This window comes from Hydrogenophaga sp. H7 (genome assembly GCF_002025745.1).
Taxonomy (GTDB): Bacteria; Pseudomonadota; Gammaproteobacteria; order Burkholderiales; family Burkholderiaceae_C; genus Hydrogenophaga; species Hydrogenophaga pseudoflava.
Window position 1 is genome coordinate 269,641 of sequence record NZ_MCIC01000016.1, and the last position, 21,760, is coordinate 291,400.

General features: G+C 69.8%; 23 protein-coding genes. 16 read left to right on the plus strand and 7 right to left on the minus strand.

What is annotated here, in order from left to right; translation table 11 throughout:
* Positions 1-2: 2 nt before the first annotated feature.
* From BC358_RS14850 to BC358_RS14860, 3 genes are read right to left on the minus strand one after another with little or no spacing between them, the layout of a single operon-like run.
* The gene (locus BC358_RS14850) at positions 3-623 is read right to left on the minus strand and encodes a cyclic nucleotide-binding domain-containing protein (protein ID WP_079366431.1); all 621 of its coding nucleotides are present in this window, start codon (positions 621-623) and stop codon (positions 3-5) included.
* 57 nt (positions 624-680) lie between these two features.
* On the minus strand, positions 681-1,538 hold the full coding sequence (locus BC358_RS14855; protein ID WP_306292800.1) for a pirin family protein: 858 nt from the start codon (positions 1,536-1,538) through the stop codon (positions 681-683).
* Positions 1,539-1,548: 10 nt separating this feature from the next.
* Complete coding sequence (locus BC358_RS14860; RefSeq protein ID WP_079366432.1) at positions 1,549-2,421, minus strand: pirin family protein; 873 nt, start codon at positions 2,419-2,421, stop codon at positions 1,549-1,551.
* A 73-nt stretch (positions 2,422-2,494) separates the two neighbouring features.
* On the opposite strand from BC358_RS14860, the gene BC358_RS14865 reads away from it, so the two are divergent.
* Positions 2,495-3,535, plus strand: coding sequence for an RNA methyltransferase (locus BC358_RS14865; protein WP_079366433.1), 1,041 nt, complete (start codon positions 2,495-2,497; stop codon positions 3,533-3,535).
* 9 nt (positions 3,536-3,544) lie between these two features.
* On the opposite strand, the gene BC358_RS14870 is transcribed toward BC358_RS14865, so the two are convergent.
* Positions 3,545-4,480, minus strand: a complete 936-nt coding sequence (locus BC358_RS14870) for an MBL fold metallo-hydrolase (protein WP_079366434.1) — start codon at positions 4,478-4,480, stop codon at positions 3,545-3,547.
* On the opposite strand from BC358_RS14870, the gene BC358_RS21915 reads away from it, so the two are divergent.
* From BC358_RS21915 to BC358_RS14880, 3 genes are all read left to right on the plus strand, one after another.
* Positions 4,479-4,703, plus strand: a complete 225-nt coding sequence (locus BC358_RS21915; RefSeq protein WP_143434318.1) for a hypothetical protein — start codon at positions 4,479-4,481, stop codon at positions 4,701-4,703. The two genes, BC358_RS14870 and BC358_RS21915, sit on opposite strands and share 2 nt — an antisense overlap.
* Before the next feature lie 5 nt (positions 4,704-4,708).
* Positions 4,709-7,459 carry a methionine synthase gene (gene metH / locus BC358_RS14875; RefSeq protein WP_079366435.1) on the plus strand — a complete coding sequence of 917 codons (2,751 nt, stop codon included), beginning with the start codon at positions 4,709-4,711 and terminating at the stop codon, positions 7,457-7,459.
* 112 nt (positions 7,460-7,571) lie between these two features.
* Positions 7,572-8,429 (plus strand): zinc ribbon domain-containing protein, encoded by an 858-nt coding sequence (locus BC358_RS14880; RefSeq protein ID WP_143434319.1) that lies wholly within the window; start codon positions 7,572-7,574, stop codon positions 8,427-8,429.
* A 4-nt stretch (positions 8,430-8,433) separates the two neighbouring features.
* Here the strand turns inward: BC358_RS14880 and BC358_RS14885 are convergent, their stop codons facing one another.
* Positions 8,434-9,987 (minus strand): YifB family Mg chelatase-like AAA ATPase, encoded by a 1,554-nt coding sequence (locus BC358_RS14885; protein ID WP_079366437.1) that lies wholly within the window; start codon positions 9,985-9,987, stop codon positions 8,434-8,436.
* Between the two features lie 277 nt (positions 9,988-10,264).
* Here BC358_RS14885 and BC358_RS14890 point away from each other — a divergent pair, with 277 nt between their 5' ends.
* The 12 genes from BC358_RS14890 (at position 10,265) to BC358_RS14945 (ending at position 18,941) form a co-directional block, all read left to right on the plus strand.
* Positions 10,265-10,603: a P-II family nitrogen regulator gene (locus BC358_RS14890; protein WP_066152377.1), complete on the plus strand. Its 339-nt coding sequence runs from the start codon at positions 10,265-10,267 to the stop codon at positions 10,601-10,603.
* A gap of 31 nt (positions 10,604-10,634) precedes the next feature.
* Positions 10,635-12,095, plus strand: a complete 1,461-nt coding sequence (locus tag BC358_RS14895; protein ID WP_079366438.1) for an ammonium transporter — start codon at positions 10,635-10,637, stop codon at positions 12,093-12,095.
* A gap of 141 nt (positions 12,096-12,236) precedes the next feature.
* Positions 12,237-12,464 (plus strand): hypothetical protein, encoded by a 228-nt coding sequence (locus BC358_RS14900; protein ID WP_079366439.1) that lies wholly within the window; start codon positions 12,237-12,239, stop codon positions 12,462-12,464.
* A gap of 70 nt (positions 12,465-12,534) precedes the next feature.
* The gene (gene glcE / locus BC358_RS14905) at positions 12,535-13,671 is read left to right on the plus strand and encodes a glycolate oxidase subunit GlcE (protein WP_079366440.1); all 1,137 of its coding nucleotides are present in this window, start codon (positions 12,535-12,537) and stop codon (positions 13,669-13,671) included.
* A gap of 7 nt (positions 13,672-13,678) precedes the next feature.
* Positions 13,679-14,911 carry a glycolate oxidase subunit GlcF gene (gene glcF / locus BC358_RS14910; protein ID WP_079366441.1) on the plus strand — a complete coding sequence of 411 codons (1,233 nt, stop codon included), beginning with the start codon at positions 13,679-13,681 and terminating at the stop codon, positions 14,909-14,911.
* Complete coding sequence (locus BC358_RS14915) at positions 14,908-15,273, plus strand: CidA/LrgA family protein (RefSeq protein WP_079366442.1); 366 nt, start codon at positions 14,908-14,910, stop codon at positions 15,271-15,273. Before glcF ends, BC358_RS14915 begins: the two co-directional genes overlap by 4 nt.
* Positions 15,263-16,036, plus strand: coding sequence for an LrgB family protein (locus BC358_RS14920; protein ID WP_079366443.1), 774 nt, complete (start codon positions 15,263-15,265; stop codon positions 16,034-16,036). Before BC358_RS14915 ends, BC358_RS14920 begins: the two co-directional genes overlap by 11 nt.
* Positions 16,037-16,226: 190 nt before the next feature.
* Positions 16,227-16,646: a DUF3597 domain-containing protein gene (locus BC358_RS14925; RefSeq protein ID WP_079366444.1), complete on the plus strand. Its 420-nt coding sequence runs from the start codon at positions 16,227-16,229 to the stop codon at positions 16,644-16,646.
* Positions 16,647-16,742: 96 nt separating this feature from the next.
* On the plus strand, positions 16,743-17,120 hold the full coding sequence (locus tag BC358_RS14930; protein ID WP_079366445.1) for a VOC family protein: 378 nt from the start codon (positions 16,743-16,745) through the stop codon (positions 17,118-17,120).
* A complete protein-coding gene (locus tag BC358_RS14935; RefSeq protein ID WP_079366446.1) occupies positions 17,117-17,608 on the plus strand; it encodes an EVE domain-containing protein in 492 nt (163 codons plus the stop codon). The genes BC358_RS14930 and BC358_RS14935 overlap by 4 nt, the downstream gene beginning before the upstream one ends.
* A gap of 25 nt (positions 17,609-17,633) precedes the next feature.
* Positions 17,634-18,239, plus strand: a complete 606-nt coding sequence (locus BC358_RS14940) for a DUF6151 family protein (protein WP_079366447.1) — start codon at positions 17,634-17,636, stop codon at positions 18,237-18,239.
* A 9-nt stretch (positions 18,240-18,248) separates the two neighbouring features.
* A complete protein-coding gene (locus BC358_RS14945) occupies positions 18,249-18,941 on the plus strand; it encodes a YafY family protein (protein WP_079366448.1) in 693 nt (230 codons plus the stop codon).
* Here the strand turns inward: BC358_RS14945 and BC358_RS14950 are convergent, their stop codons facing one another.
* Complete coding sequence (locus tag BC358_RS14950) at positions 18,942-20,480, minus strand: SpoVR family protein (RefSeq protein ID WP_079366449.1); 1,539 nt, start codon at positions 20,478-20,480, stop codon at positions 18,942-18,944.
* On the minus strand, positions 20,477-21,757 hold the full coding sequence (locus BC358_RS14955) for a YeaH/YhbH family protein (RefSeq protein WP_218669497.1): 1,281 nt from the start codon (positions 21,755-21,757) through the stop codon (positions 20,477-20,479). The genes BC358_RS14950 and BC358_RS14955 overlap by 4 nt, the downstream gene beginning before the upstream one ends.
* Positions 21,758-21,760: the final 3 nt, after the last annotated feature.

Sequence of the window (21,760 nt, forward strand, 5' to 3'; positions counted from 1 at the left end):
CCTCAGCGGCGCTGGTCGGGCGTGGGCATCAGCCGGTCGATCTCCGCCTGCATGGTCTGCACCAGCTGGCTGTAGACCTGCAGCTTGTGGCCGCTGTCGCGCAGGCGCTCGGCCAGGCGCTGGGCCACGGCGGTCATGAGTTTGGCGGCGGTGGCGGGCTGCTCGGCGGTCAGCGCCTCCAGGGCATCGCGCGTGAGCACGGCGCAGGCCACATCGGTGCTGGCGGTGCAGGAGGCCGAGCGGGCGCCGCCGTCGACCAGGGCCATCTCGCCGATCAGGCTGCCCGGGCCCAGCACGGTCACGGTGACCGGGTTGACACGGCGCGCGATCAGCGTCTCCACCGTGATCTCGCCTTCGAGCACCAGGACCATGAAGCCGGTGTCGGTGGCCTCGCCCTGGCGGATGATGGTCGTGCCGCGCTTGAAGCGCCTGGGCCGCATGAAGCCGACCACGGTCAGCGCCTCGGTCTCGCTGAGTTGCATCAGCGCCGTGGGCGCGCGCAGCAGGTGGGCGGCTTCGTGCGCGGCGGAAGAACCGTTCACGGCGGCCTGGCGGTCGGCGGGCAGGCGCGACTCGGGGTACTCCCGGGCGCGCGCGCCGAACAGTCGGTCAAAAAGGGACATGCCGGCATTGTGCCGCGGCCACCCCGCGCCCAGGCGTGACCGAATGCGCGCCGGCCCTCAGGGCAGCGGGATCCACTCGTCGTGGTCGTCGGGCGGCAGCGCGAAGCGGCCTTCCCGCCAGTCGGCCTTGGCCTGCTCGATGCGTTCCCTGCGCGAGGACACGAAGTTCCAGAACATGTGGCGCTCACCCAGCGGCTGGCCGCCGAAGACCATCAGCGTGGCGCCGTCGGGGCCGGCCGTCACCGAATCACCCTCGCCGGTGAACACCAGCAGCTGGCCGGGTTCCGCGGTCGTGTCGCCGTGGGTGACGGCGCCCCGCGCCACATACACCGCCTGTTCGGCGTGGCCACCGGTCAGGGCCAGCGTGGCGCCGGGCTGCAGGCGCGCGTGCAGCGCGAACAGCGGGGAATGTGTGCGCACCGGTGTCGTCTGGCCGTAGGCGCTGCCGGCGAACAGGCGCCACCACACGCCGCCGGTCTCGTGCTCGGGCATCAGGGCCTGCGGGTAGTGGTCGAAGGCCGGTTCGCACTCTTCGTCGGCCTCGGGCAGCGCGACCCAGAACTGCATCAGCTCCAGCCCGCCGCCCGCGAAGGACTCGGGGTGGGTGAAGCGCTCGGAATGGCTGATGCCGCGGCCCGCGGTCATCCAGTTCACGTCGCCGGGTTTGATGTCCTGCCGGATGCCCAGGCTGTCGCGGTGGGTGATCATGCCGCTGAGCAGGTAGCTCACGGTCGACAGGCCGATGTGCGGGTGCGGCCGCACGTCGGCGGCGCGGACGTGCTCGGGCGCCAGCGTGACCGGGCCGGCGTGGTCCATGAACACAAAGGGACCGACGTGGCGGCGTTTGGCGTAGGGCAGCACGCGCCGCACGGTCAGGCCATGCCCCAGGTCGCCGGGGCGGGCGGTGATCAGCATCTCCAACATCTCAAAGCCTCCCCATGCGGCCGGACTGGAAATCGACAAACGCCTGCTGGATCTCCTGCGGCGTGTTCATGACGAAGGGGCCGTAGCCCACGACGGGTTCGTCGATGGGTTCGCCGCACAGCCACAGCAGCGTGGTGTCGGCCAGCGCGGTCAGCTGCACACCTTCGCCGTCGCGGGTGAAGACGATCATTTCGGCGTCGCCGGCCTCCTGGCCATCGGCGGTTTTCACGCGGCCCTGGTAGACCAGCGGCACCGTGGTGTGGCCCTCGGGCGCGGGCAGGGTGACGGTGTGGCCGGCTTTGAGTTGCACGTCCCAGACCTGCATAGGGGTGAAGGTTCGGGCCGGGCCGCTGGCGCCGTCGAAGCTGCCCGCGATGGGCCGCACCGTGCCGGCGTCCTGGCCGTCCACGCCGGTCAGCGGCAGGGTCGGGATCTGCGCGGCGGTGATGCCCTGGTAACCGGGCGCTGCCATCTTGTCGCGCGCCGGCAGGTTCACCCACAGCTGCACCATGCGGAAGGGGCCGCCGCTGCGGGCGTAGGCCTCGCTGTGGAACTCCTCGTGCACGATGCCCGCGGCCGCGGTCATCCACTGCACCTCGCCGGGGCCGATGGTGCCGCCGCCACCGGACGAGTCGCGGTGCGTGACCTCGCCGTCGTAGACGATGGTCACGGTCTCGAAACCGCGGTGCGGGTGCGCGCCGACGCCGCGGCGTTTCGTGGTCGGCTCGAACTCCACCGGGCCGCCGTAGTCGAGCATGAGGAAGGGCGAGAACGCCGCAGGGTCGTCGTTGTACGAGAACAGGGTGCGCACGGGAAAACCGTCGCCGACCCAGTGGCCCTGCGTGTTGCGCTGGATGAATGACACGGACTTCATCGTGGGGTCTCCTTGTGAAGGCGCATTCTCTGCCGGCCGGGCGTTCGGCGCGACCCTCAGGGACAATCCGGGGATGCGTATTTCAGACCTGCGCCAGCGGCTCCAGTCCCTCGGCGCCCTGCCCAAACACCAGCACCGCGTGCTCCGCCTGTGGAGCAACGCCCTGCCGCAGACGGCGGGCAAGCGGCAGATCGAGCACTTCCTGCCCGCCACGCTGCGCGCCGCGCTGCCCGCGCTGGAGGCCGAACTCGCGGGCCTCGCGCAGCTCGAATCCGCCCACCCCGGCGACGACGGCTCCGAGCGCCTGCTGGTGAAGCTGGGCGACGGGCAGCTGGTGGAAAGCGTGCTGCTGCTGCCCGACCGCACGCCCGGCCTGTGCGTGTCCACCCAGGTCGGCTGCGCGGTGGGCTGCCGCTTCTGCATGACCGGCACCACGGGGCTGATCCGCCAGCTCGGCAGCGCCGAAATCGTGGCCCAGGTGGCGCTGGCGCGCACGCGCCGGCCGGTGAAGAAGGTGGTGTTCATGGGCATGGGCGAGCCGGCCCACAACCTGGACAACGTGATGGAGGCCATCGAGCTGCTGGGCACGGCCGGCAACATCGGCCACAAGAACCTGGTGTTCTCCACCGTGGGCGACCCGCGCGTGTTCGACGAACTGCCGCGCGGCGCGGTCAAGCCGGCGCTGGCGCTGTCGCTGCACACCACCCGCGCCGACCTGCGGCGCGAGCTGCTCCCGCGCGCACCGCTGCTCTCGCCCGAAGAACTGGTCGAGGCAGGCGAGGCCTACGCCCGCGCCACCGGTTATCCGATCCAGTACCAGTGGACGCTGCTGGACGGCATCAACGACGGCGACGACGAGATCGAGGGCATCGTGCGCCTGCTCACGGGCAAGTACGCGATCCTCAACCTGATCCCGTACAACACCACCGAAGGCATGCCCTTCACGCGGCCGAGCTGGGAGAAGGCCGCCGACATCGCGCGCCGCCTGCACCGCCGCCACATCCTGACCAAGCTGCGCATGTCCGCCGGGCAGGACGTGGACGGGGGCTGCGGCCAGCTGCGGGCGCGGGCGGAGAAGCCGGCGCGCCGGGTCATTCCGGTGGTCGCCGCCTGAGGCGGCGCCTCACTCCCGCTCCAGCTCCAGATACGTGCGGCTCGCGTTGCCCGGGTGCAGCTCGGCCGCATTGAGCAGGTCCATCCACGGCTTCGCGTCGAAGGCCTTGATGGCGGCGCCGATGTCCTCGCCGTTCTCCACCGCCTGCTTCATGTGCGAGCGCAGCGCCTGCAGGTAGTCGCGCGTCTGCGCCTGGGCCTTGGGCAGCTCGCACACCTCGCCGTGACCGGGCACGATGCGCGCAGGCTTGAGCGCTTCCAGCGCCGCGAAGCTGGCCAGCCAGCGGCCGGTGTGGCTGACCGGGATCACGCCCAGCATGCGGTCCACATAGACGATGTCGCCGCTGAAGACCACGCGCTGCTGCGGCAGCCAGACCATCAGGTCGCCGGGCGTGTGCGCGCCGCCGCGGTGTTTCACCTCAACGGTCACGCCGCCCAGGTTCAGCGTCTCGTCGCTGCCCGCGAGCCAGCGCGTGGGCAGGGCGGGCACCGTGCCATCCAGCTTGTCCTTCAGCACCGGCCTGAGGGCGGCGAGGTGGTCGCCGCCGCGGGCCAGCAGGTCCGCCTTGCCGCTGGCGTGGGCGATGACCTCGGCGCCTTGGGCGATGAAGTGGCCGTTGCCCAGCCAGCGGTGGTCCTGCCCGCCGGTGTTGATGACCCACTTGACCGGCTGGTCCGTCACCTTTTTCACCGCCGCGTGGATCTTCTGCGCGCCCTGGGCGCTCGCGCCGCTGTCGATCAGCAGCGCGCCAGCCGGCGTCACCACCAGGCCGATGTTGGCGTTCAGGCCCTCGTTGTCGTAGGTGCGGCCCACCTTTTCGCCGATGAAGGCGTAGACGCCGGGCGCAACGGGCTGGAAGCGCACCTCGACGGCGTGGGCCAGGGGTGAGGTGACGGCCCAGGCGAGCAGGCCGGCGGATATGGAAAACAGGGAAGGGAGGCGCATGAACAAGCTCAAAACATCAGAAATCAATTATGTTGTGATTGATGGATGTCCCGGTGCGCGGGTTTTCCCGGCATGCCCGGCTAAAATCATGGCCTCTCAAGGAGCGCTGCAGCGCCGCCCCTCTGCGGGCCGCGTCAGGCTTGAGTCACCGGGCGTCGACGACGCCCCCGCCGGTCCCGGCGGCCACAACGGCGCTCACCAGTCCCCGAATGTCATCTGGTGAGCCCCATGTCCGTTGCTTCCGTCGCCCCCGTTTCCGCTTCTGCCGTGTCGTCCGTCCCTCCCATGCTGCTGTCCGGCCTGGAGCCGCTGCGCATCGGCGAGGGCAGCCTGTTCGTCAACGTCGGCGAGCGCACCAACGTCACCGGCTCCAAGGCCTTTGCCCGCATGATCCTCGAAGGCCGCTACGAGGACGCGCTGGCCGTGGCCCGCCAGCAGGTGGAGAACGGCGCGCAGATCGTGGACGTGAACATGGACGAGGCCATGCTGGACAGCCAGGCCGCCATGGTGCGTTTCCTGAACCTGATCGCGGGCGAGCCCGACATTGCGCGCGTGCCGATCATGATCGACTCGTCCAAGTGGAGCGTGATCGAGGCCGGCCTGCAGTGCATCCAGGGCAAGGGCGTCGTCAACTCCATCTCCATGAAGGAGGGCGTCGAGGAGTTCAAGCGCCAGGCGAAGCTGATCAAGCGCTACGGCGCGGCCACCGTGGTGATGGCCTTCGACGAAAAAGGCCAGGCCGACACCTACGAACGCAAGATCGAGATTTGCGAGCGTGCCTATCGCATCCTGGTGGACGAGGTCGGTTTCCCACCCGAAGACATCATCTTCGACCCCAACATCTTCGCCATTGCCACCGGCATCGAGGAACACAACAACTACGCGGTGGACTTCATCGAGGCCACGCGCTGGATCAAGCAGCACCTGCCAGGCGCCAAGGTCAGCGGCGGCGTGTCCAACGTGTCGTTCAGCTTCCGCGGCAACGACCCGGTGCGCGAGGCCATCCACACCGTGTTCCTCTACCACGCGATCCAGGCGGGCATGGACATGGGCATCGTCAACGCCGGCATGGTGGGCGTGTACGACGAGCTGGAGCCCACGCTGCGCGAGCGCGTCGAGGACGTGGTGCTGAACCGCCGCCCCGACGCTGGCGAGCGCCTGGTGGAAGTGGCCGAGACTGCCAAGAGCGGCGCCAAGGACGAGAGCAAGAAGAACGAGTGGCGCGCGCTCCCGATCCGCGAGCGCCTGACGCACGCGCTGGTGCGCGGCATCAACGAGCACATCACCGAAGACACCGAAGAGATGTGGCAGGCCATCAAGGCCGACGGTGGCCGCCCGCTGCACGTGATCGAAGGCCCGCTGATGGATGGCATGAACGTGGTCGGCGACCTGTTCGGTGCCGGCAAGATGTTCCTGCCCCAGGTGGTGAAGTCGGCCCGCGTGATGAAGCAGGCCGTGGCCCACCTGCTGCCCTACATCGAGGAAGAGAAGCGCCAGCTCGAAGCGGCCGGCGGCGACGTGAAGTCCAAGGGCAAGATCGTGATCGCCACCGTCAAGGGCGACGTGCACGACATCGGCAAGAACATCGTCACCGTGGTCCTCCAGTGCAACAACTTCGAGGTGGTGAACATGGGGGTGATGGTCCCGTGTCACGAGGTGCTGGCCAAGGCCAAGGAGGTCGGCGCCGACATCGTGGGCCTGTCGGGCCTGATCACGCCCAGCCTGGAAGAGATGCAGTACGTGGCCGGCGAGATGCAGAAGGACGCGCACTTCCGCGAGCAGGGCATTCCGCTGCTGATCGGCGGCGCCACCACCAGCCGCGTGCACACCGCGGTGAAGATCGCGCCGCACTACGACGGCCCGGTGGTCTACGTGCCCGACGCCTCGCGCAGCGTGAGCGTGGCGCAGAGCCTCATTGGCGACGGCCGCCAGCAGACCATTGCCGAGCTCAACGCCGACTACGAGCGCGTGCGCCAGCAGCACGCCAACAAGAAGCAGGTGCCGCTGTGGCCGCTGGCGCAGGCGCGCGCCAACGCCACGCCGGTGGACTTCGTGGCCCACCCGCCGGTGGCGCCCAAGTTCATCGGTCGCCGCGTGTTCAGGAACTTCGACCTGGCCGAGCTGGAGCGCTACATCGACTGGGGCCCGTTCTTCCAGACCTGGGACCTGGCGGGGCCGTACCCCGCCATCCTGGACGACGAGGTGGTGGGCGAGCAGGCGCGCAAGGTGTTCGCCGACGCGCAGGCCATGCTCAAGAAGATCATCGAAGGCCGCTGGCTGACGGCCAACGCGGTGATCGGCCTCTACCCGGCCAACCGGGTGAACAGCGATGACATCGCGCTCTACGCCGACGAAGCCCGTCAGCAGCTGGTGCTGACCTGGCACGGCCTGCGCCAGCAGACGGAGAAGGAAGCCGTCGATGGCGTGACGCGCCCGAGCCGCTGCCTGGCCGACTTCGTGGCGCCCAAGGGCACGCCCGACTACGTGGGCCTGTTCGCGGTGACGGCCGGCGTGGGCGTGGAGAAGAAGGAGCAGCAGTTCCTGGCCGCGCACGACGACTACAACGCCATCCTGTTCAAGTCCCTGGCCGACCGCCTGGCCGAGGCGCTGGCCGAGTGCATGCACGCCCGCGTGCGCACCGACCTCTGGGGCTACGCCGCGGGCGAAACGCTCTCCAACGACGAGCTCATCAAGGAAAAGTACCAGGGCATCCGCCCGGCGCCGGGTTACCCGGCCTGCCCGGACCACAGCGTCAAGCGCCAGATGTTCGAGCTGCTGCAGGCCGATGAGATCGGCATGGCGCTCACCGAAAGCCTGGCCATGAGCCCGGCCGCCAGCGTCAGCGGTTTCTACCTGGCGCACCCCGAGAGCACCTATTTCAACGTCGGCCGCATCGGCGAGGACCAGGTGGCCGACCTGGCCGCGCGCAGCGGCGTGGCGGTCAGCGAGCTCAAGCGCTGGCTCGGCACCAACCTCTGACCCGGCAACGCCCGTTCGCCACGGCCGCCCGACAGCCCGTCGGTGCGCCGGGCAGCAGGGCCGGGGCTTGTGCTACAACGCCAAGCCCTTCCAGTTCCACCCTCTGATTGTCATGGCCATCGTGTGTCCTTCCTGCGGCAAGGAAAACCGGGACCAGGCCCGTTTCTGCCGGGGTTGCGCCCGCCCGCTGGACCGGCCGGGCGGGGATGCGGGCTCGGACGCAGTGGCCCGCGAGCGCGCCAGCCGCGCGCTGCGCCGCGCCCGCCGGCGCAAGCGCTCGGGCCAGCGCACCGAACAACAGCCCGCCTGGTGGCGCTGGGCGGGCGCCATGACCGCGGGCGTGCTGGTGCTGGCCATCGGCTGGTGGCTCGGTGCCCACCAGTCCACGCCGGCGCCGGTGCAGGCCGCGCCCCTGGCGAGAGCGCCCGTGGCCTCACCGTCAGCCACGCCAACAGCCGGTACCGCGGCACCGGCCACCGCCCCGCAGACCGCCACGGAACCGGTGGGCGCGGACGCCGCATCGCCGAACACCCCCGAAGCCGCCGCCGCGGTCGACCGGCTGCGCCATTCGGTCGAGCTGCTGGAGCAACAGGACCGGGAGCGCGCAGCCGCCCAGGCCGCGCAACGGCAGAAGCTGGCGCAGGAACAGAAGCGCCAGGAAGACGCACGGCGCCGCGCCGAGGCGACCTCTGCCGCGGCTCCCAGCGCGCATGCGACGGCCCCCGAAACGCCTGCCGTGGCGACATCCGCGCCTGCTGCGCCCGCACCGGTGGCCGCTGCAGCTGCAGCTCCATCAGCGACCCGGCCGGCCGCAGGTGTCGACCAGCTGTGCGCAGACAGCGGCAACGTGCTGGCACGCGACTTCTGCCGCATCCGCGAATGCGGCAAGGCGGTGTTTGCCAACGACCCCGTCTGCGTGCGCTTCCGCCAGATGGACGAGGCGCGGCGCCGCGAGGCCGAGTACCGCTGATCGTTCAGCCCGTGGCGCGCAACGCCCGCCGGTACTGCACCGCCTCGGCGATGTGCGCCGCTTCCACGGACTCGCTGCCCGCCAGGTCGGCGATGGTGCGCGCCACGCGCAGGGCTCGGTGGGTGCTGCGCGCGCTCCAGCCCAGGCGGGCCGCCGCGGTGTGCAGGAACTTGAGCGCGGTGGGTTCGGCCATCGCATGCCGGTCCAGCGCCTGGCCCGACAGCGCCTGGTTGCTCTGGCCCTGGCGCGCCTGCGCCCGCTGCCGGGCAGCGGCCACGCGTTCGCGCACGGTGGCGCTGGGTTCGCCGGCCGGGCTGTGCAGCAGGTCGTGCGGGGGCAGGGCGGGCACCTCGATGTGCAGGTCGATGCGGTCCAGCAGCGGGCCGGAGAGGCGTCCCTGGTAACGCGCGACCTGGTCCGGCGTGTCGCGGCAGGGCTGGCTCGGGTGGCCCAGAAAGCCGCAGGGGCAGGGGTTCATCGCCGCCACCAGCTGGAAGCGCGCCGGGAACTCGCTCTGCACCGCCGCGCGCGAGATGCGGATGTGGCCGCTTTCCAGCGGCTCGCGCAGGGCTTCGAGGGCGGCGCGCGGGAATTCGGGCAATTCGTCGAGGAACAGCACGCCGTGGTGTGCCAGCGAGATCTCGCCGGGCCGGGGCGGTGAGCCGCCGCCGACGAGGGCCACGGCGCTGGCGCTGTGGTGCGGCGCGCAGGTGGGGCGCAGGCCCCAGGCTTCCAGCCGGAAGCGCCCGGCCAGCGAGGCCACGGCAGCCGATTCCAGCGCCTCGGAGGTGTCCATGGGGGGCAGCAGGCCGGCAAAACGCTGCGCCAGCATGCTCTTGCCCGAGCCCGGCGGGCCGACCATCAGCAGCGAGTGGCCGCCCGCCGCCGCGATCTCCAGCGCCCGGCGCGCGCCCGCCTGGCCCTTGACGTCGGCCAGGTCGGCGTAGGTTTCGCTGGCCGATACCGGCGTGGGCGACAGACGCGCCCAGCCCGTGTCGTCGGGCGGTGCATCGCCGGTGCCCGCGGCCCCTTCGGGCAGGAACTGCGCCACCACGTCCAGCAGGTGGCGGGCCCGGCACACCTGGGCCTGCGGCACCAGCGCCGCCTCTTCGGCGCTGCCGGGCGGCAGCACCAGCCGTGTGGTCGCTCCCGCGGAACCGTCCCGGTGCAGCGCCAGGCTCATGGCCAGCGCGCCGCGCACCGGGCGCAGCTCGCCGCCCAGCGAAAGCTCGCCCGCGAACTCCCAGCCGGCCAGCTTCGCACTGTCGATCTGGCCCGCCGCGGCCAGGATGCCCAGCGCGATCGGCAGGTCGAAGCGACCCGAGTCCTTGGGCAGATCGGCCGGCGCCAGGTTCACGGTGATGCGCTTGTTGCTGGGGAATTCAAGCCCGGCGTTGGCAATCGCCGAGCGCACGCGCTCGCGCGCTTCTTTCACTTCCGTGTCGACCAGACCCACCAGCGTGAAGCTGGGCAGGCCGTTGGCCAGGTGCACCTCCACCTGCACCGGCCGCGCCTCCAGCCCGATCAGCGCGCGGCTGTGCACCAATGACAAACCCATCCGGTCCTCCATCCCTGTTTCGGTGCATGACCGGCTTGACACCGGCATGCACGTGTTTGGTGCGGCTCTATGGCCGCGGCGCGGGGATCATGTCATGCCCACGGGGTGGGTCGCAGCCCCCGTCGGGAGGACGTTTTCCCTCGGGGCGGCCGCCTCGGGAGCGGGGTGGGTGAGCAGCTGGCACGGTCCCTGCTTCTGGCTGTAAGCGATTGCATCAACCCGTGGTGTCACCCGGCCCCGCCCCGACACCGTCCCACCCTAGAAGAGGTAACACAGCATGAAAATGGTTTCCGCCATCATCAAGCCGTTCAAGCTGGACGAAGTGCGCGAAGCGCTCTCCGGCATGGGCGTGCAGGGCATCACCGTGACCGAAGTCAAGGGCTTTGGCCGCCAGAAGGGGCACACCGAGCTCTACCGCGGCGCCGAGTACGTCGTCGACTTCCTGCCCAAGGTCAAGATCGAAGCCGCCGTCGACGACGCCCTGGTCGACCGCGTGATCGAAGCCATCGAAGGCGCCGCCCGCACCGGCAAGATCGGCGACGGCAAGATCTTCGTCTCCCCCCTCGAACAGGTGGTTCGCATCCGCACCGGCGAGACCGGCAAGGAAGCCCTCTGATCCCCGCACCCGCATCAGAAAGAGCACCCAAATGAAAAAACTGATCGCTTCCCTGCTCCTGGGGGCAGGCCTTATGTTCGGCGGGTTCTCCGCCATGGCCCAGGACGCCGCCAAGCCGGCCGATGCACCGGCCGCCACCGCACCCGCCGCCGATGCCGCGGCTGCTCCCGCAGCGGCCCCTGCTGCCGACGCTGCAGCACCCGCTGCCGCCGAGGCCGCACCGGCTGCGGCAGAAGCTGCGCCCGCCGAAGCCGTGAAGGAAACGGTGGACAAGGGCGACGTGACCTGGATGATGATCTCCACCATCCTCGTGCTGCTGATGGTCGTGCCTGGCCTGGCCCTGTTCTACGGCGGCCTGGTGCGCAGCAAGAACATGCTGTCCGTGCTGATGCAGGTCATGGTCGTGTTCTCGCTGATCGCCGTGCTGTGGGCCGTCTACGGCTACAGCGTCGCCTTCGGCGGCGAGGGCCTGATCTACGGCAACTTCGACAAGCTGTTCCTCAAGGGCGTCACCCCCGACTCGCTGGCCGCCACCTTCACGGCCGGCGTGATGATCCCGGAGTTCATCTTCATCGCCTTCCAGTGCACCTTCGCGGGCATCACCTGCGCGCTGATCGTCGGCTCCTTCGCCGAGCGCATCAAGTTCGGCTCCGTGCTGCTGTTCTGCGCCATCTGGTTCACCTTCAGCTACCTGCCGATCGCCCACATGGTCTGGGGCGCAGGCGGCTACCTGTTCGACAAGGGCGCGCTGGACTTCGCCGGCGGCACCGTGGTGCACATCAACGCCGCCATGGCCGGCCTGGTGGGTGCCTATGTCCTGGGCAAGCGCATCGGCTACGGCAAGGAAGCCATGGCCCCGCACAGCCTGACCCTGACCATGGTCGGCGCCTCGCTGCTGTGGGTGGGCTGGTTCGGCTTCAACGCCGGTTCCAACCTGGAAGCCAACGGTGGCACCACCCTGGCCTTCATCAACACCCTGATGGCCACCGCCGCCGCCGTGCTGGCCTGGTGCGTGGGTGAAGCGCTGACCAAGGGCAAGGCCTCGATGCTGGGCGCCGCCTCCGGTGCCGTCTCCGGCCTGGTGGCCATCACCCCGGCCTGCGGCACCGTTGGTGTCATGGGCGCCATCATCATCGGCCTGGTTGCCGGCTTCCTGTGCCTGTGGGGCGTGACCGGCCTGAAGAAGATGCTCGGTGCCGACGACTCGCTGGACGTGTTCGGCGTGCACGGCGTCGGCGGCATCGTCGGTGCCCTGCTGACCGGCGTGTTCTCCGCCGGCTCGCTGGGCGGCGTCAAGGGCGACGACTTCTCCATCGCCAGCCAGCTGCTGATCCAGGCCGAAGGCGTGGTCATCACCATCGTGTGGTCCTCCATCGTCGCCTTCATCGCCTACAAGATCGTCGACCTGACCATGGGCCTGCGCGTGACCGAAGAGCAGGAACGCGAAGGTCTGGACATCAGCTCGCACGGCGAGACCGCCTACAACCGCTGATACAGCGAACGATTGCCTCCTTTGGATGTTCGACCCGCGCGCCGCAAGGCCGCGGGTCTTTTTTCGCCTGGTGAATGCATCACAGACAGGGCCTGGAGCAGGCGCGAGCATGCGCGCTGTCACGCACTTCAGGAGGAACCCATGTCTGCACAACCGATGTCGCTGTTCGCCGTGCTCGCACTCACCCTGGGCGTCGCGCTCCAGGCGGCAGCGGCCAGCCCGCCCGCCAAGACCGAGCGCCGCCCGCCGGCCCGCGTCAGCTTCATCGACGCGCCGTCCAGCGAAACACCCGCCGCGCGCGAGAAGCGCCTGAAGCGCGAGTGCCGCGGCCGGCCCAACGCCGGCGCCTGCCTGGGGCACACGCGCTGACCGCGGGCCGGCTCCGATTGCAGCCGGCCGTGCAAAAAATTCAAAGGCCCTTGCAAGGCCCGCCGCTACCATGGCGGCCATGCAGAACAGCCTCACGAACGACACCCCGCATGCGCTGATCGACCAGGTCCGCGCCGCCGCCACGGCGCGCACGCCGCTGCGCATCCGGGGCGGCGACACCAAGGCCTTCCATGGCGAACCGGTGAGCGGCCAGCCGCTGGACACGCGCGCTTTCAGCGGCATCGTGGCGCACGAACCCAGCGAGCTGGTGATCACCGTGCGCGCCGGCACGCCGCTGGCCGAGGTCGAGGCGGCCCTGGCCGAGAAGGGCCAGCACCTGCCGTTCGACCCGCCGCATTTCGGTGCCGGTTCGACCATCGGTGGCGCCGTTGCCGCCGGTCTCGCCGGCCCGGCCCGCGCCACCGCAGGTGGTGTGCGCGACTACGTGCTGGGCGCCCAGTTCATCAACGGCCAGGCCGAGTGGCTGACCTTCGGTGGCCAGGTCATGAAGAACGTGGCCGGCTACGACATCAGCCGCGCGCTCGCCGGCTCCATGGGCACGCTGGGCGTGATCACCCATCTGTCGCTCAAGGTGCTGCCGGTGGCGCCAGCCGAGGTCACGCTGGTGTTCCGCATGGGTCAGCGCGACGCGCTGGAGCAGCTGCACCGCTGGGGTGGCCAGCCGCTGCCTTTGAACGCATCCTGTTGGGTGAAGGACGACACCGCACCCGATGCGCCCGAGCTGCTGTTCGTGCGCCTGCGCGGTGCGGCGGCCGCGGTGGAGACCGCCAGCGAGCGACTGGCGCGCGAAGCCGGCGGCCAGCGCATGGACAACGCCCAGGCCGGGCCCGACTGGGCCGCCTGCCGCGACCAGACCCTGCCGTTCTTCAACGCACCGTCGCCGGACCTGTGCCTGTGGCGCCTGTCGCTGCCGCAGACCGCGCCGGTGCTGGAGCTGCCGTTTGCGCAGCTGATCGAGTGGCAGGGCGCGCAGCGCTGGCTCTGGGCGCCGGCCTCGGCGGCCACGCCGATCCGTGCGGCCGCGGCCAGGATGCAGGGCCACGCGACCCTGTTTCGCGCCGGCGCCGACGGCGCGCCGGGCGTGCGCCGTTTCGATGCCGAAAACCCGGCGCTGCAGGCCATCACGAAGCGCCTGCGCGAGGCGTTCGACCCGCTGGGCCTCTTCAACCAGAACAAGATGGGCTGAACCCACGATGCAAACCAACCTCGCCCCCGAATTCAAAGGCACGCTCGACGGCATTGCCGCCGAGGCCATCCTGCGCAAGTGCGTGCACTGCGGTTTCTGCACCGCCACCTGCCCGACCTACCAGCTGCTTGGCGACGAGCTGGACGGTCCGCGCGGCCGCATCTACCTGATGAAGCAGGTGTTCGAGGGTGCACAACCCACGCGCGCCACCCAGCTGCACCTCGACCGCTGTCTCACCTGCCGCAACTGCGAGAGCACCTGCCCGAGCGGCGTGGACTACGGTCATCTGGTGGACATCGGCCGCAAGGTGGTGGACGCCAAGGTGCCGCGCCCGGCCGGTGAAAAGGCGGTGCGCTGGCTGCTCAAGGAAGGCCTGACCTCGCCCGCTTTCGGCCCCGCCATGAAGCTGGGCCAGCTGGTGCGTGGTCTGCTGCCCGAGACCCTGAAGAACAAGGTGCCCGCCAGGCAGGACGCAGGGCGCTGGCCGGCCGCCACGCACGCACGCAAGGTGCTGATGCTGGCGGGCTGCGTGCAGCCGTCCATGATGCCCAACATCAACAGCGCCACCGCGCGCGTGCTCGACGCCGCCGGCATCCAGACCGTGGTGGCGCCCGAGGCGGGCTGCTGCGGCGCGGTGAAGTTCCACCTGAACGACCAGGACGGTGGCATGGCGCAGATGCGCGCCAACATCGACGCCTGGTGGCCTCATGTCGAGCAGGGCGTGGAGGCGATCGTGATGAACGCGTCGGGCTGCGGTGTCACGGTCAAAGAGTACGGCCACATCCTGCAGCACGACCCGGCCTATGCCGCCAAGGCCGCACGCATCAGCGAACTGACGAAGGACCTGAGCGAGCTGTTGCCCGCGCTGGTGCCGGTGTTGCAACCCAGGCTGGCCCGCAAACCCGACGCGAAAAAGCTGATCGGCTTCCACCCGCCGTGCACGCTGCAGCACGGACAGAAGCTCCGGGGCGGCGTCGAGACCCACCTGGCCGCGCTGGGGTTCACGGTGCAGGTGGCGAAGAACGAAGCCCACCTGTGCTGCGGCTCGGCGGGCACCTACTCGGTGCTCAACCCCGAACTGTCTTACCAGCTGCGCGACCGCAAGCTGGGTCACCTGGGCGAGCTGCAGCCGGCCGTGATTGCCAGCGCCAACATCGGCTGCATCACCCACCTGCAGAGCGGCACCGCCACGCCGGTGCGGCACTGGATCGAGCTGCTCGACGAGGCCCTGCAACCGTGATCCCAGCCCTCGCCACCCTGCTGGTGTTTCAGTTGGTGGGCGAGGCGCTGGTGCGCACCCTGGCTGTGCCGGTGCCCGGTCCGGTGGTGGGCATGGCCGGGCTGCTGATCACGCTGGTGTACAAGCCCGCCTGGCTGGCCGCGCTCAAACCCACCACCGCCACCCTGCTGCAGCACCTCTCGCTGCTGTTCGTGCCCGCGGGTGTGGGCGTGATGCTGCACCTGCAGCGCCTGGGCCAGGAGGCGCTGGCCATCGGCGTGGCGCTGGTGCTGAGCACCTGGATCGGCCTGGCCAGCGCGGCCCTGACCATGGCCTGGCTGATGAAGCGCGTGGCGCCGCCGGACGAGGCCCATGAGCACTGAAGCCCCGCTGACCCAGTTGGTCGCCGGCAGCGCCATCGGCGGGCGGCTGGTGGACGTCTGGGTCTACCTCTCGACCACGCCCTTGCTGGGCCTGACGGTCACGCTGCTGGTCTATCAGGGCGCCTTCGTGGTCTACCGCCGCAGCGGCTTCCACCCGCTGGCCAACCCGGTGGCGCTGGCGGTGATTGCGCTCGGCTCGCTGCTCTGGGTCACCGGCACGCCCTACGCCACCTACTTTGAGGGCGCGCAGTTCGTGCACTTCCTGCTCGGCCCCGCCACGGTGGCGCTGGCGGTGCCGCTGTACGAACAGCTGCCGCGCCTCAAGCGCCTGTGGCTGCCCATGCTGGGCGCACTGGTGGTGGGCACGCTGGCGGCCACGGTCAGCGCCATCGGCATCGGCTGGGCGCTGGGGGCGAGCAAGGCCACCATCGCCTCGCTGGCTCCCAAGTCGGTCACGGCGCCGGTGGCCATGGGCATCGCCGAAAAGATCGGCGGGCTGCCCACGCTGACGGCGGTGCTGGTGGTGTGCACCGGCATCCTGGGGGCGGCCAGCGCGCGCGGCCTGTTCGACCTGCTGCGCATCACCGACCCGACGGTGCGCGGCTTCGCGCTGGGCACGGCGGCGCACGGCATCGGCACCGCGCGCGCCTTTCTGGTGAGCGAAGAAATGGGCGCCTTCGCCGGCCTGGCCATGGGGCTGTCCGCGCTGTTCAGCGCGGTGGCGCTGCCGCTGGTGGCGGGCTGGCTGCTGCGCTGGCTCTGAGCGGCGGCTTGTGCCGCATCCGTGGCGCCCGCGGCACAGGCGCGGGCACTGCCTCACGGTGCCGCCGCGCACCGGGCGCGCCCGACAAATTGTCATGCTTTGGTGGCACACAGGCCGTTATGCTGTCCGACCAGGGCCGACCGCGTCCGGCCCGGCAACTCCCTCCAATCGACGCCACAGGAGCAGCAGCATGGGTTTCTTCAGCAACATCCTCGAAAAACTCGGCATGAAGGACGCGGCCGCCGCGCCGGTCATCATCCCGCCCGCCGCCGCAGCGCCCGCACCCGCTCCGGCCGCCGCACCCGCCGCGGCCCCTGCGGCACCGGCCGCGCCCGTGGTCAACCCCATCGCCATGGTGGACGTGATGGCCCTGCTCGCCGAGAAGGCCGCCAAGCACCCCGAAAAGCTCAACTGGAAGACCTCCATCGTCGACCTGCTCAAGCTGCTGGGCCTGGACAGCAGCCTGGCCGCGCGCAAGGAACTGGCCAAGGAGCTGTACTGCCCCGACGAGCTGATGGCCGACTCGGCCAAGATGAACATGTGGCTGCACAAGAACGTGCTGGGCCACATCGCGGCCAACGGCGGCAACATCCCGGCCGAGCTGCTCTGATGTGTTGATGCAGCCGCTGCCAGTCTGCTGACAAGGCGTTGGCAGCAGGGGGTCCGCAGACTCCGGGTTCTGTTCAACCACCACCCGGAGTCTTTCATGGCACACACCCTCAACTGGTTCGAAATCCCCGTCGCCGACATGGACCGCGCCGTGCGCTTCTACGAGGCGCTGACCCGCCAGTCCCTCAAACGCGAGGCCTTTGGCGGCCCTGGCCAGGAGCTGGCGGTTTTCCCGGGTGACCGCGAAGTCGATGTGCGTGGCGCGCTGTTCAAGAGTCCGGCCATGCAGCCGGCCGCGCAAGGCACGGTGGTCTACCTCAACGCCGGTGAAACCCTCGAACCCTGGCTCTCGCGCATCGAAGCCGCCGGCGGTCGCCTGGCGCTTTCCAAGGTGACTTTGCCTGACGGCATGGGCTGTTTCGCCCACATCATCGACAGCGAAGGCAACCGCGTGGGCATTCACGCGCTGGCATGAACGCCGCCACCACCCTACAGCCCCGGTGCTGGATCGCGGTGGCCTGCGCCGAACACGCGCAGCGCGGCCGCGACCATGCGCCGGTGGGGTTCATGCAGGTCTGCCACGGCAAGGGTGGGCCACTGCGGCGGCTGGCACCTGGCGACGTGGTCGCCTACTACGCGCCCTCGACCACGATGGGCGGCAAGGACCGCCTGCAGAGCTTTGTCAGCCTGGGCATGGTGGAGGCGCGCCCGCCCTACCAGGCCGACATGGGCAACGGCTTCGTACCGTTCCGACGCGATGTCCGTTACGTGGCGGCCGAGCCGGCGCCCATTGCACCGTTGCTCGATGAGCTGGACTTCGTGGACGACCGCCGCCACTGGGGCCAGAAGTTCCGCTACGGCCTGTTCGAGGTGTCGGCGAAGGACATGGCGCTGATTGCACACGCGATGCGCGCCGAGCCGCAGGCGTTGGGGCTTGCGCCTGTCGAGATGACCACACAATAGATGCCCATCTGTTCAGGGAGCCCCCATGATCGCCGAGACCCATCCCCTGCGCTGCCGTTGCGGCGCGCTGCAAGGCCAGATCGAACGGGGTGGACCGACCAGTCGCATGGTGTGCTACTGCAAAGACTGTCAGGCCTTCGCTCGCTACCTCGGTCCGGCGGGGCGCGTGCTGGATGCGCAGGGCGGTTCGGACGTGGTGCAGCTGGCGCCGCACCGCATCCGGTTCATCCAGGGCATCGAACACCTCTCGGTGATGCGCCTGTCGTCCAAGGGGATGCTGCGCTGGTACGCCGCGTGTTGCCGCACCCCGGTGGGCAACACCATGAGCAGCCGCAACATGCCGTTCACCGGCCTGCTCGTGCAGTGTCTGGACAGCGCGCCGCTGGAGGCGGCCTTCGGGCCTGTGCTGGCAAGTACCAACACGCAGAGCGCACTGGGCAACCCCAAGCCGCGGGCATTCGGCCTCCCCAGAGCCTTGGCGCGCATCCTGCGGATCGTCGCAGGCAGTCGGCTGTCGGGGACATACAAGGCCAACCCGTTCTTTGACGCCACAGGCCTCCCGGTGGTCGAACCCACCGTGCTGACTGCGGAGGAGCGCACCCGACTGGACATGGTGTCGACCACGGTCTGACGTCCTGCCATGCGCCGCGCCGACCGACTCTTTGCCCTGGTCCAGCTGATCCGTGGCCGCCGACTGTCCACCGCCGCCTGGCTGGCCGGGCGCCTGGAGGTCTCGGTGCGCACGGTCTACCGCGACGTGGCCGACCTGCAGGCGCAGGGCGTGCCCATCGAGGGCGAGGCGGGCGTGGGCTACCGGCTCGGCACAGGCTTCGAGCTGCCGCCGCTGATGTTCACCGTCGACGAGGCGCGCGCCCTGGCGCTGGCCACCCGCATGGCGCAGCAGTGGCTGGACCCGGCGATGGCGCTGGCCGCGTCGGATGCGATGTCGCGCGTGCTGTCGGTGCTGCCCGCCGGCGTGCGGGCCGAGGTGGAGCGCCAGCCCTTGCTGATCGCACCGGTGGGGCTGGAGCCCGCGCTGGGCCAGCGCCTGCAGGCGCTGCGCGAGGCGGCGCAGGGGCGGCGACGGGTGACACTGCGCTATGTCGACCAGGGCGAGCGGCGCACCGAGCGGCAGGTGCGGCCGCTGGGCTGTTTCTACTGGGGCCGGGTGTGGACGCTGGCGGCCTGGTGCGAGCAGCGCCAGGATTTCCGCAACTTCCGGCTCGACCGCATGGAGGCGGTGCAGGTGGAGGCGTCGGTGTTCCCGGTCGAGCCGGGCCGGACGCTGGCCGACCTGCTGCGCCGCGAGACCGGACACAGCACCTGGCGCTGATCAGGCCCGCACCGGCACCTCGCGGCGCCGGGTGACCTCGCCCTTGCTGTTGACGCTCTCCAGCTGCACGCCAAAGCCCCACAGCCGGGCCACGTGCTTGAGCACCTCGCCCGCACTCTCGTGCAGCGGCCGGTCGTTGTGCTGGGTGTGGCGCAGTGTGAGCGAGCGGTCGCCGCGCAGGTTGACGTCCCAGACCTGGATGTTGGGCTCGCGCGAGCCCAGGTCGTACTGGCGGGCGAGCGTCTCGCGCACGCGCCGGTAGCCCGTCTCGTCGTGAATGGCGCTGACCTCCAGCGTGTCCTGCTGGTCGTCGTCGACCAGGGCGAACAGGCGGAACTCGCGCATCAGCCGGGGGCTGAGGTACTGGCCAATGAAGCTCTCGTCCTTGAAGTTGCGCATGGCGTGGTCCAGCGCGGGCAGCCAGGGCGTGCCCGCCAGTTCGGGGAACCACTGCCGGTCCTCGTCGGTGGGGGCGTCGCAGATGCGTTTGATGTCGGTGTACATCGCAAATCCCAGGGCGTAGGGGTTGAGGCCGCTGTAGCGGCGGTCGCCGACGCCGGGCTGGAAGATCACGTTGGTGTGCGACTTGATCCACTCCAACATCACGCCGTCGGTGAGGAAGCCGTTGTCGTACATCTCGCTGAGCAGGCGGTGGTGCCAGAAGGTGGCCCAGCCCTCGTTCATCACCTGCGTCTGGCGCTGCGGGTAGAAGTACTGGGCGATCTTGCGCACGATGCGCACCACCTCGCGCTGCCAGGGCTCCAGCAGCGGCGCGTTCTTCTCGATGAAGTACAGGATGTTCTCTTCCGGCTCGGCCGGAAAGCGCTTGACGGCCAGGGCGTCGCCCTCGGCCTCGGCGCGCCGCGGCAGCGTGCGCCACAGCTCGTTGACCTGCTGCTGGGCGTAGGCCTCGCGGTCCTTGCGCTCGGCCAGTTCCTGCGCCAGCGACTTGCGGCTGGGCCGGCGGTAGCGGTCCACGCCGTGGTTCTGCAGCGCGTGGCAGGAGTCCAGCAGGTCCTCCACTGCGTCGATGCCGTGCCGCTCCTCGCACTCGGCGATGTAGTTCCGTGCGTAGACCAGGTAGTCGACGATCGCGCTCGCATCGGTCCACATGCGGAACAGGTAGTTGCCCTTGAAGAAGCTGTTGTGGCCGTAGGCGGCGTGGGCGATCACCAGCGCCTGCATCGCCATCGTGTTCTCCTCCATCAGGTAGGCGATGCAGGGGTCGCTGTTGATGACGATCTCGTAGGCCAGCCCCATGTGGCCACGCTTGTAGTTCTTCTCGGTGAGGATGAACTCCTTGCCGAAGCGCCAGTGGCGGTAGTTGACCGGCATGCCGACGCTGGCGTAGGCGTCCATCATCTGCTCGGCGGTGATCACCTCCAGCTGGTTGGCGTAGGTGTCCAGGCCGAAGCGGCGCGCGGTGCGTTCGATCACCTCGTGGTAGCGCTCGATCAGCTCGAAGGTCCAGTCGCTGGGGCCGGGCAGGGGCTCGGACGGCCGTGGCAGCATCGGCAGGGGGTGCTGGAGACCGCTCATGCCGGCGCTCCTTCCTTGCGGAACAGGTCGCGGAACACCGGGTAGATCTCGGCCGCGGTCGAGACCTTGCGCAGCGCGAAGTTGGGGTGTGCCTGGCTCAGCGTCTCGTAGGCCTGCCACAGGTTCTGCTCTTCCTCGGTGACCTGGATGTAGGCGTAGTAGCGGCAGGCCGGCAGCAGGCGGGAGTCCAGCAGCTCGGCGCACTTGGGCGAATCGTTCATCCAGTTGTCGCCGTCGCTGGCCTGGGCGCCGTAGATGTTCCACTCGTGCGGGTTGTAGCGCTCGCGCACGATGCGGTCCATCAGCTCCAGCGCGCTGGAGACCACGGTGCCGCCGCTTTCGCGGGCGTGGAAGAACTCGTCCTCGGTGACCTCCTGGGCCTGGGTGTGGTGGCGGATGAACACCAGGTCGATCTGGTCGTAGTGCCGGGTCAGGAACAGGTAGAGCAGCACGAAGAAGCGCTTGGCCAGGTCCTTGCGCTGCTCGTCCATCGAGCCAGAGACGTCCATCAGGCAGAACATCACGGCGCGGGCGCTGGGCACCGGCACCCGCACATGGCTGCGGAACTTGAGGTCGATCGGGTCGATGTAGGGCAGGCGTTCGATGCGCCAGCGCAGCTGCCTGAGCCGCGCCTCCAGCTCGGCCACCTGGCTGCGGGTCACCGGGTCGTCGCCGTGGCGGCGCAACTCGGCAATGCGCTCTTCCAGCTCGGCGCACTCCCGCCGCACGGCGCCGCCCAGGGCGATGCGCCGGCCGTAGGCGCCGCGCATCGAGCGCACGATGTGCAGGTTGTTGGGCGTGCCGCTGCTGGTGAAGCCGGCGCGCCGGGTCTTGAACTCGGGCACCTGCGCCAGCTGGGTGCGGACCAGGTTGGGCAGGGCCAGGTCGTCGAAGAAGACCTGCATGAACTCTTCGCGGCTGAGGGCAAAAGTGAAGTCGTCTTCCCCCTCGCCGCTGTCGCTGGCCTGGCCGCTTCCGCTGCCCTGTCCGGTGCCGCCCTGGGGCCGCTGGATGCGGTCGCCGGCCAGGTACTCGCGGTTGCCGGTGTGCACCACCTCGCGCTTGCCGCCGGGGCCGTGGCGGAATTCGGGTTCGGACAGGTCGCGCTGCGGGATGTGGACCTCCTCGCCACGTTCGACGTCGCGGATGCCGCGCCCGCTGATGGCGCGCCGCACCGCCTCGCCGATCTGATCGCGGTAGCGGCGCAGAAAACGCTCCCGGTTGCCGATGGATTTGTTCTTGCCCGCCAGCCGCCGATCGATGATGGACTGCAGCATGGG

What these genes read in the sequence shown, in the direction of transcription:
- BC358_RS14850 (WP_079366431.1), bottom strand. Translation starts at nt 623, where the DNA reads ATGTCCCTTTTTGACCGACTGTTCGGCGCGCGCGCCCGGGAGTACCCC.
- BC358_RS14920 (WP_079366443.1), top strand. Translation starts at nt 15,263, where the DNA reads ATGAGCACTGAAGCCCCGCTGACCCAGTTGGTCGCCGGCAGCGCCATC.
- glcF (WP_079366441.1), top strand. Translation starts at nt 13,679, where the DNA reads ATGCAAACCAACCTCGCCCCCGAATTCAAAGGCACGCTCGACGGCATT.
- BC358_RS14925 (WP_079366444.1), top strand. Translation starts at nt 16,227, where the DNA reads ATGGGTTTCTTCAGCAACATCCTCGAAAAACTCGGCATGAAGGACGCG.
- BC358_RS21915 (WP_143434318.1), top strand. Translation starts at nt 4,479, where the DNA reads ATGAACAAGCTCAAAACATCAGAAATCAATTATGTTGTGATTGATGGA.
- BC358_RS14940 (WP_079366447.1), top strand. Translation starts at nt 17,634, where the DNA reads ATGATCGCCGAGACCCATCCCCTGCGCTGCCGTTGCGGCGCGCTGCAA.
- glcE (WP_079366440.1), top strand. Translation starts at nt 12,535, where the DNA reads ATGGCGGCCATGCAGAACAGCCTCACGAACGACACCCCGCATGCGCTG.
- BC358_RS14885 (WP_079366437.1), bottom strand. Translation starts at nt 9,987, where the DNA reads ATGGGTTTGTCATTGGTGCACAGCCGCGCGCTGATCGGGCTGGAGGCG.
- BC358_RS14855 (WP_306292800.1), bottom strand. Translation starts at nt 1,538, where the DNA reads ATGCTGATCACCGCCCGCCCCGGCGACCTGGGGCATGGCCTGACCGTG.
- BC358_RS14870 (WP_079366434.1), bottom strand. Translation starts at nt 4,480, where the DNA reads ATGCGCCTCCCTTCCCTGTTTTCCATATCCGCCGGCCTGCTCGCCTGG.
- BC358_RS14890 (WP_066152377.1), top strand. Translation starts at nt 10,265, where the DNA reads ATGAAAATGGTTTCCGCCATCATCAAGCCGTTCAAGCTGGACGAAGTG.
- BC358_RS14900 (WP_079366439.1), top strand. Translation starts at nt 12,237, where the DNA reads ATGTCTGCACAACCGATGTCGCTGTTCGCCGTGCTCGCACTCACCCTG.
- BC358_RS14860 (WP_079366432.1), bottom strand. Translation starts at nt 2,421, where the DNA reads ATGAAGTCCGTGTCATTCATCCAGCGCAACACGCAGGGCCACTGGGTC.
- BC358_RS14930 (WP_079366445.1), top strand. Translation starts at nt 16,743, where the DNA reads ATGGCACACACCCTCAACTGGTTCGAAATCCCCGTCGCCGACATGGAC.
- BC358_RS14950 (WP_079366449.1), bottom strand. Translation starts at nt 20,480, where the DNA reads ATGAGCGGTCTCCAGCACCCCCTGCCGATGCTGCCACGGCCGTCCGAG.
- BC358_RS14895 (WP_079366438.1), top strand. Translation starts at nt 10,635, where the DNA reads ATGAAAAAACTGATCGCTTCCCTGCTCCTGGGGGCAGGCCTTATGTTC.
- BC358_RS14865 (WP_079366433.1), top strand. Translation starts at nt 2,495, where the DNA reads ATGCGTATTTCAGACCTGCGCCAGCGGCTCCAGTCCCTCGGCGCCCTG.
- metH (WP_079366435.1), top strand. Translation starts at nt 4,709, where the DNA reads ATGTCCGTTGCTTCCGTCGCCCCCGTTTCCGCTTCTGCCGTGTCGTCC.
- BC358_RS14945 (WP_079366448.1), top strand. Translation starts at nt 18,249, where the DNA reads ATGCGCCGCGCCGACCGACTCTTTGCCCTGGTCCAGCTGATCCGTGGC.
- BC358_RS14955 (WP_218669497.1), bottom strand. Translation starts at nt 21,757, where the DNA reads ATGCTGCAGTCCATCATCGATCGGCGGCTGGCGGGCAAGAACAAATCC.
- BC358_RS14880 (WP_143434319.1), top strand. Translation starts at nt 7,572, where the DNA reads ATGGCCATCGTGTGTCCTTCCTGCGGCAAGGAAAACCGGGACCAGGCC.
- BC358_RS14935 (WP_079366446.1), top strand. Translation starts at nt 17,117, where the DNA reads ATGAACGCCGCCACCACCCTACAGCCCCGGTGCTGGATCGCGGTGGCC.